Raw genomic sequence first — 15,072 nt, forward strand, 5'->3', positions numbered from 1 at the left:
AACCCCGAGCCTAACTCGGGGTTTTTTATTAACGCTACTCTTTATTCAGAGTCTTTCTTTTCTGGAGCTTCACTTGAAGTCGCTTCTTGAGATGTTGGTTGTTCTACCGGTTTAGTCGGTTCAACTGGTTTCTCTTCCGCTTTCACTTCAGGTTTAGCCTGAGGCTTATCGTTATCTTCTGGTTTGTTTGCAGGCTTATCACCCCAACCAGCAGGTTCACGAATCTCAGTCTTACGCTCCATCAGGTCATCAATCTGGCCAGCATCAATGGTTTCATATTTCATTAGCGCATCTTTCATCGCATGCATGATGTCCATGTTGTCTTCCAGAATTTGCTTCGCACGGTCGTAGTTGCGGTCGATGATCTTACGAACTTCATCATCGATTAGCTTCGCTGTGTCATCAGACATATGTTTAGTCTGTGTCACGCTACGTCCTAGGAACACTTCACCTTCTTCTTCCGCATATAGAAGCGGACCAAGTTTTTCAGAGAAGCCCCATTGCGTCACCATCTTACGAGCAATATCAGTTGCACGCTCGATATCGTTCGATGCACCCGTCGATACTTTATCAGCACCGTAGATTAGCTCTTCAGCAAGACGACCACCGTACAAACTAGAAACCATAGATTCTAGGTGTTGGCGAGACATGCTCACACGGTCTTGCTCTGGTAGGTACATAGTCACACCAAGCGCACGACCACGTGGAATGATAGAGACTTTGTACACAGGGTCATGTTCTGGTACTAGGCGACCAACAATCGCGTGACCTGCTTCGTGGTAAGCTGTTGACTCTTTTACTTCTTCAGACATCACCATTGAACGGCGCTCTGCACCCATCATGATTTTGTCTTTCGCTAGTTCAAATTCAACCATAGAAACGTTGCGCTTGTTGCCACGCGCAGCAAATAGGGCAGCTTCGTTTACTAGGTTTGCTAAGTCAGCACCAGAGAAGCCAGGTGTACCACGTGCGATTAGAGAAGGCTCTACGTCACCTGCTAGAGGTACTTTGCGCATGTGTACTTTAAGAATCTGTTCACGACCACGTACGTCTGGAAGACCAACAACAACTTGACGGTCAAAACGACCAGGACGCAGTAGTGCTGGGTCCAACACGTCTGGACGGTTAGTCGCTGCGATAACAATGATACCTTCGTTACCTTCGAAACCATCCATTTCAACGAGCATTTGGTTTAGAGTTTGTTCACGTTCATCGTGACCACCACCTACACCAGCACCACGCTGACGACCTACTGCATCAATCTCATCGATAAAGATGATACAAGGTGCCGCTTTCTTCGCTTGTTCGAACATGTCACGCACACGAGACGCACCAACACCAACAAACATTTCTACGAAGTCAGAACCAGAGATAGTAAAGAAAGGCACTTTTGCTTCACCAGCAATGGCTTTCGCTAGAAGCGTTTTACCAGTACCTGGAGGACCAACCATAAGTACACCTGTCGGGATCTTACCGCCCAATTTTTGGAATCGGCTTGGATCGCGTAGGTAGTCAACCAGTTCTTTAACGTCTTCTTTTGCTTCATCACAACCTGCGACATCTGCAAAAGTCGTCTTGATCTGCTCTTCGCTCATCATACGAGCTTTGCTCTTACCGAAAGACATGGCGCCTTTACCGCCGCCGCCTTGCATTTGACGCATGAAGAAAATCCACACACCAATCAGTAAGATCATAGGGAACCAAGAAATGAAGATTGTGCCAAGTAGGCTTTGCTCTTCAGGAGGTGTACCTTGCACTTTCACGTTTTGGTTAATTAGGTCATCTAGAAGCTTTTGATCGTACACAGGCATGTAAGTGACCATTTTGGCACCGCCGCCACGACGAACAAAACTAATTTCACCGTCTTTAAAAGTTGCTTCTTGAATCTGGCCTTGGCCAACTTCCTGTACAAACGTGGTGTAATCCACGGTTCTGCCATTGCTCTCTCCAGGGCCAAAGCTCTGGAATACCGACATCAACACGACAGCGATAACAAGCCACAGAATTAAATTTTTTGCCATGTCACTCAAGGTGTCAGCCTCTCGATAACTAATTGTAATTAAAGGTAGGGTACTACAGTTTATTAGCTGTAGCTATAGTGTTAACCATGCTCTAAACGAGCGAAATAGTTAACCTTTGTAACCAGTGGCTACAACAAAGACTTCTCGTGAGCGAGCTCGCGATGAGTCTGGTTTTCTGATTTTTACGACTTTAAACATGTCTCGGACTTCTTTCACAAATTGATCGAAGCCTTCACCCTGGAAAACCTTTACGACAAAGCTACCATTAGGTGCTAGAACTTGTCGACACATATCTAAAGCCAATTCAACTAAATACATAGCTCGTGGCTGATCTACGGAATTGTTACCAGCGATGTTTGGAGCCATATCAGACATTACTACGTCCACCATCGAAGGTTGGATTCTTTCCAATAGAGCGTCTAAAACCGCCTCGTCACGAAAGTCACCTTGCAAAAAGCTTACACCAGCGATTGGATCCATAGGTAATAAGTCACATGCGATGATTTGACCTTCTTCACCTATTATCTTAGCAGCATATTGAGACCATCCACCTGGAGCGGCGCCTAAATCGACGACTGTCATCCCAGATTTCAACAATTTATCTTTTGTTTGGATCTCTTCAATTTTGAAGTAAGCACGAGAACGATAGCCTTTTTTACGAGCTTCGTTCGCATATTTATCGTCAAAGTGTTCTTTCAACCAACGACCAGAACTAGCCGAATGTTTTTGTTTACTCATCTTAATCCCAACAAGGCGTAATTAGGAGCTATTGTTTTAATAGGCTCAACCTATTACTCAATAAATTATAGTCTTCAGCAATAGATGGCGTTAAAATAGCTTTTTTCAACCCTTATTTTAAAGAAAATTGGCCGCGTAATGAACCTAAGCACCAAACAAAAGCAGCACCTAAAAGGCCTGGCTCACAGTTTAAAACCTGTTGTGCTAATGGGCGCAAATGGACTTACAGAAGCCGTGCTAGCAGAAATTGAAATCGCTCTTGACCACCACGAACTGATCAAAATTAAAGTTGCATCAGAAGACCGTGAGACAAAACAGCTGATCATCGACGCTATCGTACGTGAGACGGGCGCTGAAAAAGTTCAGACAATCGGTAAGGTACTTGTGCTATACCGCCAGTCTGAAGAGCGTAAAATCGAAATCCCACGTAAGTAATACCTACTTGCGCAGCGGAAGAAGAAAAGGTCGCCATAGGCGACCTTTTTTGCATCTAGAGTTTATTTCAACTAACCGTTAGAACACGAAGTTAGATGTACTCAACGCTGTCGATTTCGAAGTCTTTCGCTCCGCCAGGAGTTTGAATAACAACTTCGTCACCTTCCATTTTACCGATCAAGCCACGAGCAATTGGCGAGCTAATCGAAATACGACCCGCTTTAATATCTGCTTCGTCATCACCAACGATTTGGTAGGTTTTCTCTTCTTCTGTATCACAGTCAATCAGAGTAACGGTTGAACCAAAAATCACCTTACCAGTGTTGTCCATCGTTGTTACGTCAATGACTTGAGCAACAGATAGCTTGTATTCAATGTCACGAATTTGTGCTTCACAGATCCCCTGCTCTTCACGAGCAGCGTGGTATTCTGCGTTTTCCTTCAAGTCGCCTAGTTCACGCGCTTCTGCGATTGCTTCTGAAATTTGCGGGCGAAGCTTTAGTAGACGATCGAGTTCTGTACGTAGCAACTGTTCGCCACGTAGTGTCATTGGAACTTTTTCCATTATATAACCTCAAGGCCAAAGGTGTCTTTGGACAAAAAAATCCCACCCAATCATAGGGACTGGGTAGTACGTTCAAAGATTCTGTTTTGGTTAGTTTAAACAAACTAGGGTGTGAAATCACCTTAATTCGATTTCGCGACTCAGTTGTGTGGTTAATACCACGCCATCAATCGTTTTTAGATTTACGCATCATCGCAATTTATTGAAAAACAACACTGTTCATTACACTAAAAACATCAAAAAAGATAAAAACAAATCAATGTCAGACCAATGTTAGGCAAGATATAATCATTTAAAAACAACACTTTAAGATGAAATAACAACTAATTGAACAGTGTTCATTGGTTGGATTTATATCATTTTACTAACTCATAAGGAAACTTTAGCAGTAAAACATGTCCGGCAAGTTATTTCGTTATGGCTTTTTCGAGTGTGGGCATTTGCCGCGAATGAAACTATACGAACAACAATAGCTTGTGAGAGATAACCTCTCCCCCATAAAACAATGATTATGGACAGCTAACTAGGACAAATAAGATGAAAAAGACTCTAATTGCTCTTTCTGTATCTGCAGCAGCTATGGCAACTGGCGTTAACGCAGCTGAACTTTACAACCAAGACGGCACTTCTCTAGAAATGGGCGGTCGTGCTGAAGCACGTCTATCTATGAAAGATGGCGACGTAGCGGACAACTCTCGTATCCGTCTAAACTTCCTTGGCACACAAGCAATCAACGACAACCTATACGGTGTTGGTTTCTGGGAAGGTGAATTTACTACTGCTGAAGAAGGCGGCGTAGACGGCAACAGCAACCTTGACACTCGTTACGCATACGCTGGTCTAGGCGGTGCATTCGGTGAAGTTACTTACGGTAAAAACGACGGTGCGCTAGGCGTTATCACTGACTTCACAGATATCATGGCGTACGCTGGTAACTCTGCTGCTGACAAACTAGCTGCAGCTGACCGTTCAGACAACATGCTGTCTTACAAAGGTCAATTCGAAAACCTAGCAGTTAAAGCTAGCTACCGTTTCGCTGACCGCGTAGAAAACGCAGCTGGTACTGAGTACACTGATAACGGCGAAGATGGCTACTCTCTATCTGCTATCTACACTCTAGGCGACACTGGTCTTGACCTAGGTGCTGGTTACGCAGACCAATCTGACGCTAACGAATACATGCTTGCTGCTTCTTACACAATGAACGACCTATACTTTGCAGGTCTATTCACTGACGGTGAAAAAGAAGCAACATTCAAGAAAACAGTAGATTACACTGGTTACGAACTAGCAGGTGCTTACACTCTAGGTCAAACAGTGTTCACAACGACGTACAACAACGCAGAAACTAACAACGAAACTTCTGCAAACAACTTCGCGGTTGACGCGTCTTACTACTTCAAGCCTAACTTCCGTGGTTACGTATCGTACAACTTCAACCTAATTGATGCTGGCGATGCTATGGGCTCAACGACTTCTGCTAACTACAAAGCAACGAAGATCGATTCTGAAGACGAGCTAGCTCTAGGTCTACGTTACGACTTCTAATTCAGTCTTACGACTTGAAGATAAAATGCTCGCTTATGCGGGCATTTTTTATATCCAGAATTCTGCGATTTTTCGGTATATACTCAATTGCATAACTAACCTCACGAACTATTACTATGCGCTTACGTTGGTCATTGTTACTACTCTCTAGCCTTACTCCACTTCTCTCTTTTGCTTATCCCCACCAAGAGGTGCTGCCAGACGGAGCACGTATCAGTCTGGTTGCTGAAAAGCTTAATGGGCAAAGTGAGCTAAAAGGCATTCATCCTACTGAGCAGTATTTCCCCCCAGCAAGTACATTAAAAGTTGTCACAGCCTTGGCTGCAAAGCTTGAGCTGGGCAATGGCTTTACTTTTCGTACAACGTTAGAAAGCTCCAACTCTGACGCCGTCTTTACTTTTTCCGGCGATCCTACGCTTGTAACGCAAGATCTTAAAACCATGCTGACACGAGCGAAGAAAAACGGTCTAAACCGAATCAATGGGGATCTTTGGTTAGATAACAGCGCTTTTACTGGCTACAACCGTGCCGTTGGATGGCCATGGGATATTCTAGGCGTTTGCTATAGCGCACCAGCATCTGCTGTGACACTGAATGAAAATTGCGTTCAAGCATCGATATACACACAAAAAAACGGTACAACTCGTGTTTATGTTCCTGAGCATCAACCAATTAATGTCGCCACCAGCGCTCAAACCGTGTCAAAAAGCGTCCAGAAGAGCCGTCATTGTGATTTGGAGCTCATCGCTAACCCAAACAACCAATATCAACTAACCGGCTGCTTAGTAGACCGTGGCGATAAACCACTCCCCCTCAAGTTTGCAGTGCAAGATCCTGAAGGCTACACAAGCCAAAAAGTAGAGAAATTGCTCAAGCAAGTCGGCATTTCATTAAAAGGAAAAATTCGAGTCGGCAAAGCACCTGAAAAGTCACGCAAGTTATTGGCAGTACACAAATCAAAACCATTACCACAGTTGCTTGATGAGATGTTAAAACGCTCAGATAACTTAATTGCCGATACTCTTACTAAAACACTTGGCGCTAAGTTCTTTGTGCAACCTGGCAGTTTTACTAACGGCACTGAAGCAATCAAACAAATCATTTTCTCCAATACGGGGATCGACATTCGCAATGCCCGATTAGAAGATGGGTCAGGTTTATCACGCAATAACCGCATTTCAGCGAAGTCGATGGCTGCTATCTTGCGCTACATTTGGCAACACGAACAAGAACTCAACTTGATAGCAATTATGCCAAAGTCCGGTGAATCAGGAACATTGCAGTACCGCCAGAGTATGCGTAAAGCTCCTATTAAAGGACAGTTGATTGCAAAAAGCGGGTCCTTGTACGGCACGTACAATATGGCGGGGTATGGGCTTGATAAAAACGGCAAACCAAACACGCTATTTGTTCAGTTTGTGTCGGACTATTTCCCAGAAAAAAGGGACGATAACAAGCCTGTCGTCGCCCCGATTACTCGTTTTGAGAAATTGTTTTACCAAGACATTGTGAGTTTTAGTCAGGCAATGCCTAAGAAGTAGTTCACCACGGTAAAGTAGATCCACATACCTGAGATATCGACGATCGATGCTAATACAGGGCTCACCAATACGGCGGGGTCCAGTTTACATGCACGCGCTATGATAGGAAGTAATCCTCCAAGTGTGGTTGAGATAGTCACCTGAATAAATAACGCAACCGCAATGGCTAATGCGATATCTTCCAGTGCAAAGCCCCCTGTTGATTGCCCACCACTAAATAGCATGATTCGACCAATCATCACGATCGCAATCGCCAAGGCAATAAACAGCGCTACGCGACTTTCTTTCCACAAAACTTCTAACCATTGGCGTTTCTTTAACTCTCCAGTGGCGAGTGCGCGAATGACTAAGGTCGCAGCCTGAGTTCCGGTATTACCACCAGCAGCAGCGATTACGGGCATATATACGGCAAGCAATACAAGTTGACTTAAAGTGTCCTCATACTGAGCAATGATCAAACCCGACACTATCCCTAAAAGGGCAAGAGCAATGATCCAACCAATACGCTGCTTCACATGTTCCAACACACTAGTCGATAAGTAGCCATCTGGTGTATCGACTTCCGACATATGTAAACCTAATTGGTGAGCATAGTGACGAGCACGTTTATCATATCCAGCTTGTTCAAGTTGAGCGATAAGGCTATTCACATAGCCAACCGAGCAGTGCTGCAAAATACCAACCGCCTCATCAATAGGCATGATCGTTAGTAGGTGCAATTGTTGCTCTTGTTCGTATTGCAAAAAGGCATTACGAGCGGCACCAATCTCCACTTCTGAGAAGTTTGGTGTTGTTTCAATAAAAGTGTTGTTCATTACCGTCATGGCGAATCTCCCGATTGGCATTGGTAACGACCATCGACAACGCACGCAAAAAGCTTTCTGCACACCCGACTTGTATAAATACAAATGCAGGACGCGCGAAAACATCAATGCCAAAGCACTGTCTATTCAGAATTTATGAAAGGAAATAATAAAAAGAAAACTAGAAGAAAAGATGCCTCACCACTAAGGTAAGGCGGAGATCGCCAATACCGAAGCGGGTTATTTCGCTCCCTTAATCTTACTCACCCAACAACTGGGAGGATGGTCGGTATTGTTCATGTAAATCTCCGATAAAGCTGCTCACGTAGCAGCGCGCGTATAGTAACAAAGTTCGACCATTTTTACAGTCAATCTCGCGTGTATTCACCAAATTTTAATACAAAAAAAGCGCCTATAAGGCGCTTTCATTTTGAACAGTTATTGATTACTTAATAGTAATACGTGCGAATTTACGTTTACCTACTTGGAATACGTAAGTGCCTGCTTCAGGAACAAACTTCGCATCAGCAACTTTCTCGCCTTCGATCTTAGCTGCGCCTTGCTTAACCATGCGCATAGCTTCAGAAGTTGAAGCACATAGACCCGCTTCTTTCAATAGATTTGCTACTGGCGTGCCAGTCTCAAAATCAAACTCTGGCATTTCGTCAGGAATTTGATTTTTCGCGAAACGGTTAACGAACTCTTGCTCTGCCGCATCTGCATCTGCTTCACTGTGGAAGCGTGCAATGATTTCTTTTGCTAGCAGTACTTTGATATCACGAGGGTTCTTGCCTGCTTCTACATCCGCTTTAAATTGTGCAATTTCTTCTAGAGGACGGAAAGACAACAGCTCGTAGTAGCTCCACATTAGATCATCAGAGATTGACATGATCTTACCAAACATTTCGCTTGGTGCTTCGCTGATACCAATGTAGTTACCAGAAGATTTAGACATCTTCTTCTCGCCATCTAGACCGACTAGAAGTGGCATCATAAGAACAACTTGTGGTTTTTGACCGTGAGATTTTTGCAACTCGCGACCCATCAGTAGGTTGAACTTCTGGTCAGTGCCACCCAGTTCAACGTCAGTTTCCATTGCTACTGAGTCCCAACCTTGAAGTAGTGGGTACATGAACTCATGGATAGCAATTGGCTGACCACCAGCGTAACGCTTTTTAAAATCATCACGCTCTAGCATACGAGCAACAGTTTGGTTTGCAGCAAGGCGGATCATGCCTTCTGCACCAAGCTCAGATAGCCACTCAGAGTTGAACTGAATTTTTGTCTTAGCTGGGTCTAGGATTTTGAACACCTGTTCTTTGTACGTTTCTGCGTTACGTAGCACGTCTTCACGGCTTAGCGGAGGACGAGTTGTGTTCTTACCTGTTGGGTCACCAACCATTGCAGTGAAATCACCGATAAGGAATGTCACTTCATGACCTAGTTCTTGGAACAAGCGAAGCTTATTGAAAATAACCGTATGACCTAGGTGAATGTCAGGTGCTGTTGGATCGGCGCCCAATTTAATACGTAGAGGACGACCTTCTTTAAGTTTTGCGATCAGCTCTTCTTCTGGAATCAGCTCTTCAACACCGCGCTTAATCTCGGCTAGTGCAGCTTCAATGCTCGCCATTCTTGTTCACTCCCACAGATTTGGCAAAAATATAATAGCTGAACATCTTACTTGAATAGCGATGCATTTTGAAACACGTTAGACTAGGTAGTTGTCAATTTTTACGTTTAATTTAGTAATCAAGTACCTCATGCATTCGATTTTTGTCCGACTCCCACTCTTGCACAAAGTACTGATCGGCTTTTTTAGTGCGCTTATCATCGTCGCGCTATTTTTCTTACCCGATCCGCAAGACCTCGATCCGCAGCAAAGCCGCCTTAAAGTTGGCGAGCATTATCCAGTGTCGATATCTGTCGAATCACCAGAGCGCAGCGCTTCTTCTAATCTTCCTTCTGTCTTGCGTTGGGAAACATATAAGGTCAAAAATGGGGAAAGTGCAGCGGTACTTTTTAACCGCGTCGGCTTATCCCCTCGTCTTTTGCATGAACTGATCACTTCAGATAAAGAAATCAAACAGCAGCTCTCTCGTCTTCGTCCAGGAGATAAGCTGAAATTTGGGTTTGATGAAAACAACGACTTTGTTCAACTTCAACGTACGCTGAATGCGTTTGAAACTTTCCGCATTAAGCTGCAAGGCAACAAATACGTCTCAGAGATCGATAAAAAAGAAGTCGATTATCAGTACAACTACGCTGAAGCGACGATTAAATCTAACTTCTGGAATGCCGGTATTTCATCTGGGTTGAATGCAAACCAAATTATGGAACTGGCAGGCATTTTTGGTTGGGACATCGACTTTGCATTGGATATTCGTAAAAACGATACTTTCCGTGTGCTTTACCAAGAAGAAGTCGTCGAAGGTGAAGTCATTGGGCGAGGAAAAATTATTGCTGCAGTGTTTAAGAACCAAGGTGATACCTTTACTGCAATTTTGGATGAAAAGAGCGGCAAGTATTACGATGAAAATGGTCGAGCCATGAAGAAAGCCTTTTTGCGTGCGCCATTAGACTTCCGTCGCGTAACGTCTAATTTCAACCCTCGTCGTTTACACCCTGTCACTGGTAAGGTTCGTCCTCACCGAGGCACCGACTACGCTGCGCCTGTTGGCACACCGATCTGGGCTGCTGGTGATGGTGTGGTACAAAAGTCTGCCTACAATAAGTTTAACGGCAACTATGTGTTCATCAAACACAGCAACACTTACATTACCAAATACCTGCATTTAACTAAACGCATGGTTAAGACAGGACAACGAGTGAAACAAGGACAAACCATTGGTACGCTCGGCGGCACTGGGCGGGTTACGGGACCTCACTTGCACTACGAATTCTTGGTAAACGGCGTACACAAGAACGCTAGAACAGTTAAGCTTCCGCAGTCAAAATCTTTAACGGGTAAAGCAAAACAAACCTTCATGGCGAACGCAAAAGTGAGCATGGCAAAACTAGAACGCTACAGTAAGTTGCTCGCAATGAAATAAATAAGTCGTGATTCACGACAATACCTAAGAGGCAGCTTACGCTGCCTCTTTTGTTTCAGGTTCAGGTTCGTCAATATTGTGCTCTCTACCTAGCATCAATAAACATGGAGTAAGCACTAGAGTTAACACGGTTGCAAATGCGAGCCCACCTGCAACTGCAGTTGCTAATTGAGACCACCACTGCGTACTCGGTGCACCAAATTCAATCTTCTGGTTAACTAAGTCGATGTTCATCTCTAGCACCATTGGCAGCAAGCCAAGTATCGTCGTTACTGTGGTCAACAATACAGGTCGCAGACGCTGTACTCCGGTACGCAAAATTGCCTCTGACTTTTCTAGCCCTCGTTTACGCATCTGATTGTAAGTATCTATCAATACAATATTGTTGTTCACAACAATCCCGGCCAGTGCGATCACCCCAATGCCCGACATAATAATGCCGAATGGCTTTTGGAAAATCAGCAATCCAGCAAACACACCGACCGTAGAGAAAAGCACTGCACTTAGGATCAAAAAGGCTTGATAGAAGCTATTAAACTGAGTAATCAAAATAAGCGCCATCACACCAAGAGCAACCATAAAAGCATTTTGCAAGAAAGCGGAAGAGTTCTCTTGCTCTTCGTTTTGCCCACGAATTTTAAACTCAATCCCAGCAGGTAAACCCAATTGCGCCACTTCCGCCGTTATCTTTGGTAGCTCCAGTGCGAGGTTATACCCCTCAACCATATCCGCTTTGATATTTACCACTCGGCGCCCATCAACTCGGCGAATCGTATCCTGCTTATGATCCGGTTTAATTTGAGCAAAGTTAGTAATCGGTACTAAGCCCGCAGCCGTTTTCACTCTCAGCTGTTCAAAACGCCCAATATCACGCTTATCTTGCGGATAACGTACTAAGATATCGACTTCTTCATCGGCATCATCAGGAAGATAATCACCAATCTTCAAACCGTTGGTAACAAACTGAACGGTGTTTCCAACCAAAGTTGCATCGGCCGCAAAGCGAGAAGCATCGTCTCTGCGGATATCAATCTGCCAATCAATTCCTTCTTTATTCGTTGTATCACTTAAGTTAGTTAACGCAGGGTTACGATCAGCCCAGTAACGAACCATTTTGGCGGCACTGTCCAATTGATCGATACTTGAGTTTTGCGCCGACATTTCAATCACGAGATCATGCTCAACTGGTGGTCCTGCATCGGGGAATTTGTATTCCAACTCAACACCGGAGAATTGATTGGTGGTTTGCTTAAGTTCCTCAATAATATCTTTGACTTTACGACGATATTGCCAATCCACCGGCGTGATCTGAATTTGACCAATCTCATCACCATCATTTGAATCGGAACCAGTACGTGTGTAGACGCTTTCAAACTCATCATGCCCTAGCATTACTTTCTCAATTTCTTTCATTACGATGTCTTTCTCATTGATCGACAAATCACCATAAGAACGAACTTTGACCGTAAAGAAGGCGGGATCCACTTCAGGAAAGAACTCCGCACCTAAGCCGGCTTTGTTGTAAGTAAAGCCAACACCACCCGCGAGCAAAATTGCGCTGAGTAACACTTTCAATGGATGTCGGATCGCGATAGACAGGGTTTGGTAATAAAGCTTGGTAATGCCTGTCGCTTTATCAAATTCACCATTATGCAGGTCAACCATCTCTTGCTGACGCTGTGCATCGACGACTTGAGGCTTACCAATGATTCCACCAATCACAGGGACGAAAAGTAATGCCATCATTAGCGAAGCACTGAGGGTTGCAATGAGAGTTAATGGTAAGTATTTCATGAACTCACCAGTAATATCCGGCCAAAATAGCAGTGGTGCAAACGCTGCCAAAGTGGTTGCTGTAGAAGCAGTAATCGGCCATGCCATACGTTTTGCTGCATCCCTATATGCTTCTTTACGTGGTGTGCCCTCTTGCATCCGCCTATCAGCAAATTCCGTAACAACAATGGCACCATCGACTAACATGCCTACAGCCATAATCAGTGCGAATAGCACCACGATGTTGACGGTCAAACCAAAAACCGACAACACCAATAAGCCAGTTAAGAAAGAGCCCGGAATAGAAATACCAACTAACAGTGCCGTTCGAACACCCAGAATGGCAATGATGACAATAACGACCAGAATAATTGCAGACAGAATGTTGTTTTGCAGATCGCTAAGCATCAGCTTAACGTCATCAGACTGATCCCAAGTGTATTTAACTTGCAGGTTATTCGGCCAACCAGTCTGCTTTTGCGCTTCAATCAGAACTTGTTTAACGAGCTCAACCGTTTCTATGATGTTTTCACCGGCACGCTTTTTCACATTGAGCACCACCGCTGGTTCACCATCTAAACGAGCAAAACTTTCAGGGTCACGGAAGGCTCGGCGCACTGTCGCGACATCACCAAAAGTGATCACCTCTTTGCCATTTACCTTGATCGGCAGCTCTAATACATCTTTTAACGAATCGAATACGGAAGGGACTTTAACCGAGAAGCGACCATAACCAGTATCGACAAAGCCAGCAGCAACCACTCGGTTGTTTAAAGCAATCAAATTGTAGATATCGGCTTGATCCAAACCGTAACTTTCCATCAATAACGGATCGACCACGATCTCAACGATATCTTCGCGATCCCCCGCAATATCGACTTCCAATACCTGACGATAGCTTTCTAACTTATCACGTAAAGCTCGTGCGATTTGTACTGTTGTACGCTCAGGGACTGTGCCATACAGAACCAGAGTGAGGACAGGCTCTTCAGATGCGAATGTTACTTCGTTAACTGTTGGCTCATCACTGTCTTCAGGCAATTTAGGTTTAGCAAGATCCACCGCATCACGAACATCAGCCATAGCTTCAGCTAAGTCAACGCCGACACTGAACTCTAGAGTAACCGACGCATGTCCCTCTGAAGCAATCGCGGTCATCTCCTTAACGCCTTCTATTGAACGAAGTTCTTGCTCTATCGGACGAACCAATAAGCGCTCCGCATCGGTCGGGGAAATACCTTGGTGACTAACCGAAACATAGATAATAGGGATGGTAATGTCGGGGCTCGACTCTTTCGGAATCGTAATGTAGGTGATCACTCCGGCAATCAAAATCATCACCAACAATGTAAGCATGGTACGTGCACGCGATAACGCAGCATCAATCAAAGCAAACATATTGCCTCCTTATTGCTGGTTCGCAGCTTCAATGGCATCGTCGACTTTTGTCGCCATCACTAAATCACCATCACGTGCAAAGCCTTGTCCAAGCACAATGATGTCAACTTGGTCTCCTAAGCCGGATAACCAGACACCGTCTTTCTCAGCTTTGACCAGTTGGATAGGCACAAAATGAACATGCTGATCACGAAGCGTTTTGATACCAAGATTGCCTTCTTCATCTAACGCCAACATGGCTGCGGTCACTTTCACTGCCAGAACTTCACTTAGCGACAGTACCACTTCAGCACTGACACCCGCAGGCATCGCACTCTCTCGATTATCAATCTCGATTTCTATAGGGAATGTATTGGTCGAAGTTGAAGATACGCGCCCAATATAACGAATGGTGCCTTGATGATGGATGTTATCAATGGTTCTAACATCGGCTTGCTGACCTTGTTTTAAATACTGAATATGACGTTCACTCACATCCGCTTCAATGACTAACTTCTCTAAGTCAATTACAGTGGCTATTGGGTCGCCGACGCCAACGAAATCTCCCACTTCAACGAATCGATGGTCCAGAATGCCGTCAAAAGGGGCTCTTACTTTGGTATTTTTAAGTGCAGTTTCAACATTGCTTAAGTTTGCTCGGGCATCGACAAGTGCCGCTTGAGCAGTGGCAAAAGCAACTTCACCTTGCAACCCTCTATTCTTCAAAGATTCTGCGGCTTTAAATTCTTTTTCTTTTACTCGCAGCATTGCTTTGGCGCGTTTAAGTTGAATATCTAGATCGCGCTCATCAATGTTGGCTATCACCTGCCCTTGTTTAACACTTTGTCCTTTTTGCACGTTCAAGCTCACAATCTTACCTGCGACTTCTGCCCCTAAACGAGCTTGCCGATTCGGCGCAGTTCGACCGTAAAGTTCAATCGTTTTACTGGTTGGTTGTGCTTCAAAAGAGTTGAACATCACCTTTGCGACAGGCGTATCATCTGATTGAGAAGATGGAGAAGAGACCGATTCGTCTTGTGCATTGAGTTGACCCATTGCGAGCCAAGCAGCCAAAGCGATAACAAGCGTTAGAGAGACTAGCCATGGACGTTCGACAAAACGACGTCCGAAAGAAGTTCCAGACATATAAAGTCCTTTTTATTTTTACCCCCACTTCATCATGAAAGCGAGAGGGCGTTTACGTGACTTCCTGCTACG

11 protein-coding genes are annotated in these 15,072 nt (G+C 44.5%); 4 read left to right on the top strand and 7 right to left on the bottom strand.

Going from position 1 to position 15,072, the window contains the following annotated elements:
* Window positions 1-41: 41 nt before the first annotated feature.
* Both ftsH and rlmE read right to left on the bottom strand, forming a co-directional pair.
* Complete coding sequence (ftsH, locus tag OH459_RS04570; protein WP_009698724.1) at window positions 42-2,021, bottom strand: ATP-dependent zinc metalloprotease FtsH; 1,980 nt, start codon at window positions 2,019-2,021, stop codon at window positions 42-44.
* 108 nt (window positions 2,022-2,129) lie between these two features.
* Window positions 2,130-2,759, bottom strand: a complete 630-nt coding sequence (rlmE, locus tag OH459_RS04575) for a 23S rRNA (uridine(2552)-2'-O)-methyltransferase RlmE (RefSeq protein ID WP_005439450.1) — start codon at window positions 2,757-2,759, stop codon at window positions 2,130-2,132.
* A gap of 138 nt (window positions 2,760-2,897) precedes the next feature.
* Here rlmE and yhbY point away from each other — a divergent pair, with 138 nt between their 5' ends.
* Complete coding sequence (gene yhbY / locus OH459_RS04580) at window positions 2,898-3,194, top strand: ribosome assembly RNA-binding protein YhbY (RefSeq protein ID WP_005425257.1); 297 nt, start codon at window positions 2,898-2,900, stop codon at window positions 3,192-3,194.
* Between the two features lie 91 nt (window positions 3,195-3,285).
* Here yhbY and greA read toward each other — a convergent pair whose 3' ends face one another.
* A complete protein-coding gene (greA, locus tag OH459_RS04585) occupies window positions 3,286-3,759 on the bottom strand; it encodes a transcription elongation factor GreA (protein WP_005439449.1) in 474 nt (157 codons plus the stop codon).
* 537 nt (window positions 3,760-4,296) lie between these two features.
* On the opposite strand from greA, the gene OH459_RS04590 reads away from it, so the two are divergent.
* Window positions 4,297-5,307: a porin gene (locus OH459_RS04590; protein ID WP_017817695.1), complete on the top strand. Its 1,011-nt coding sequence runs from the start codon at window positions 4,297-4,299 to the stop codon at window positions 5,305-5,307.
* 116 nt (window positions 5,308-5,423) lie between these two features.
* On the top strand, window positions 5,424-6,848 hold the full coding sequence (gene dacB / locus OH459_RS04595; RefSeq protein ID WP_009698726.1) for a serine-type D-Ala-D-Ala carboxypeptidase: 1,425 nt from the start codon (window positions 5,424-5,426) through the stop codon (window positions 6,846-6,848).
* Here the strand turns inward: dacB and OH459_RS04600 are convergent.
* Window positions 6,827-7,672 carry a magnesium transporter gene (locus OH459_RS04600; protein ID WP_005449167.1) on the bottom strand — a complete coding sequence of 282 codons (846 nt, stop codon included), beginning with the start codon at window positions 7,670-7,672 and terminating at the stop codon, window positions 6,827-6,829. The genes dacB and OH459_RS04600 overlap by 22 nt on opposite strands.
* A 424-nt stretch (window positions 7,673-8,096) precedes the next feature.
* Entirely contained in the window at window positions 8,097-9,284 is a 1,188-nt protein-coding gene (gene tyrS / locus OH459_RS04605; RefSeq protein WP_005449169.1) for a tyrosine--tRNA ligase, read from the bottom strand.
* 130 nt (window positions 9,285-9,414) lie between these two features.
* On the opposite strand from tyrS, the gene OH459_RS04610 reads away from it, so the two are divergent.
* On the top strand, window positions 9,415-10,704 hold the full coding sequence (locus tag OH459_RS04610; protein ID WP_005449171.1) for a peptidoglycan DD-metalloendopeptidase family protein: 1,290 nt from the start codon (window positions 9,415-9,417) through the stop codon (window positions 10,702-10,704).
* 36 nt (window positions 10,705-10,740) lie between these two features.
* Here the strand turns inward: OH459_RS04610 and OH459_RS04615 are convergent, their stop codons facing one another.
* Both OH459_RS04615 and OH459_RS04620 read right to left on the bottom strand, forming a co-directional pair.
* A complete protein-coding gene (locus OH459_RS04615) occupies window positions 10,741-13,875 on the bottom strand; it encodes an efflux RND transporter permease subunit (RefSeq protein ID WP_269985989.1) in 3,135 nt (1,044 codons plus the stop codon).
* A gap of 9 nt (window positions 13,876-13,884) precedes the next feature.
* A complete protein-coding gene (locus OH459_RS04620; protein WP_005449173.1) occupies window positions 13,885-15,000 on the bottom strand; it encodes an efflux RND transporter periplasmic adaptor subunit in 1,116 nt (371 codons plus the stop codon).
* Window positions 15,001-15,072 lie beyond the last annotated feature (72 nt).

The sequence above is a fragment of the Vibrio sp. MM46 genome (genome assembly GCF_027587135.1).
Lineage (GTDB): Bacteria > Pseudomonadota > Gammaproteobacteria > Enterobacterales > Vibrionaceae > Vibrio > Vibrio harveyi.

Excerpts from the sequence above, each read along its gene's own strand:
- OH459_RS04615 (WP_269985989.1), bottom strand. The coding sequence starts at position 13,875 with ATGTTTGCTTTGATTGATGCTGCGTTATCGCGTGCACGTACCATGCTT.
- dacB (WP_009698726.1), top strand. The coding sequence starts at position 5,424 with ATGCGCTTACGTTGGTCATTGTTACTACTCTCTAGCCTTACTCCACTT.
- greA (WP_005439449.1), bottom strand. The coding sequence starts at position 3,759 with ATGGAAAAAGTTCCAATGACACTACGTGGCGAACAGTTGCTACGTACA.
- OH459_RS04620 (WP_005449173.1), bottom strand. The coding sequence starts at position 15,000 with ATGTCTGGAACTTCTTTCGGACGTCGTTTTGTCGAACGTCCATGGCTA.
- OH459_RS04610 (WP_005449171.1), top strand. The coding sequence starts at position 9,415 with ATGCATTCGATTTTTGTCCGACTCCCACTCTTGCACAAAGTACTGATC.
- rlmE (WP_005439450.1), bottom strand. The coding sequence starts at position 2,759 with ATGAGTAAACAAAAACATTCGGCTAGTTCTGGTCGTTGGTTGAAAGAA.
- OH459_RS04600 (WP_005449167.1), bottom strand. The coding sequence starts at position 7,672 with ATGACGGTAATGAACAACACTTTTATTGAAACAACACCAAACTTCTCA.
- tyrS (WP_005449169.1), bottom strand. The coding sequence starts at position 9,284 with ATGGCGAGCATTGAAGCTGCACTAGCCGAGATTAAGCGCGGTGTTGAA.
- OH459_RS04590 (WP_017817695.1), top strand. The coding sequence starts at position 4,297 with ATGAAAAAGACTCTAATTGCTCTTTCTGTATCTGCAGCAGCTATGGCA.
- ftsH (WP_009698724.1), bottom strand. The coding sequence starts at position 2,021 with ATGGCAAAAAATTTAATTCTGTGGCTTGTTATCGCTGTCGTGTTGATG.
- yhbY (WP_005425257.1), top strand. The coding sequence starts at position 2,898 with ATGAACCTAAGCACCAAACAAAAGCAGCACCTAAAAGGCCTGGCTCAC.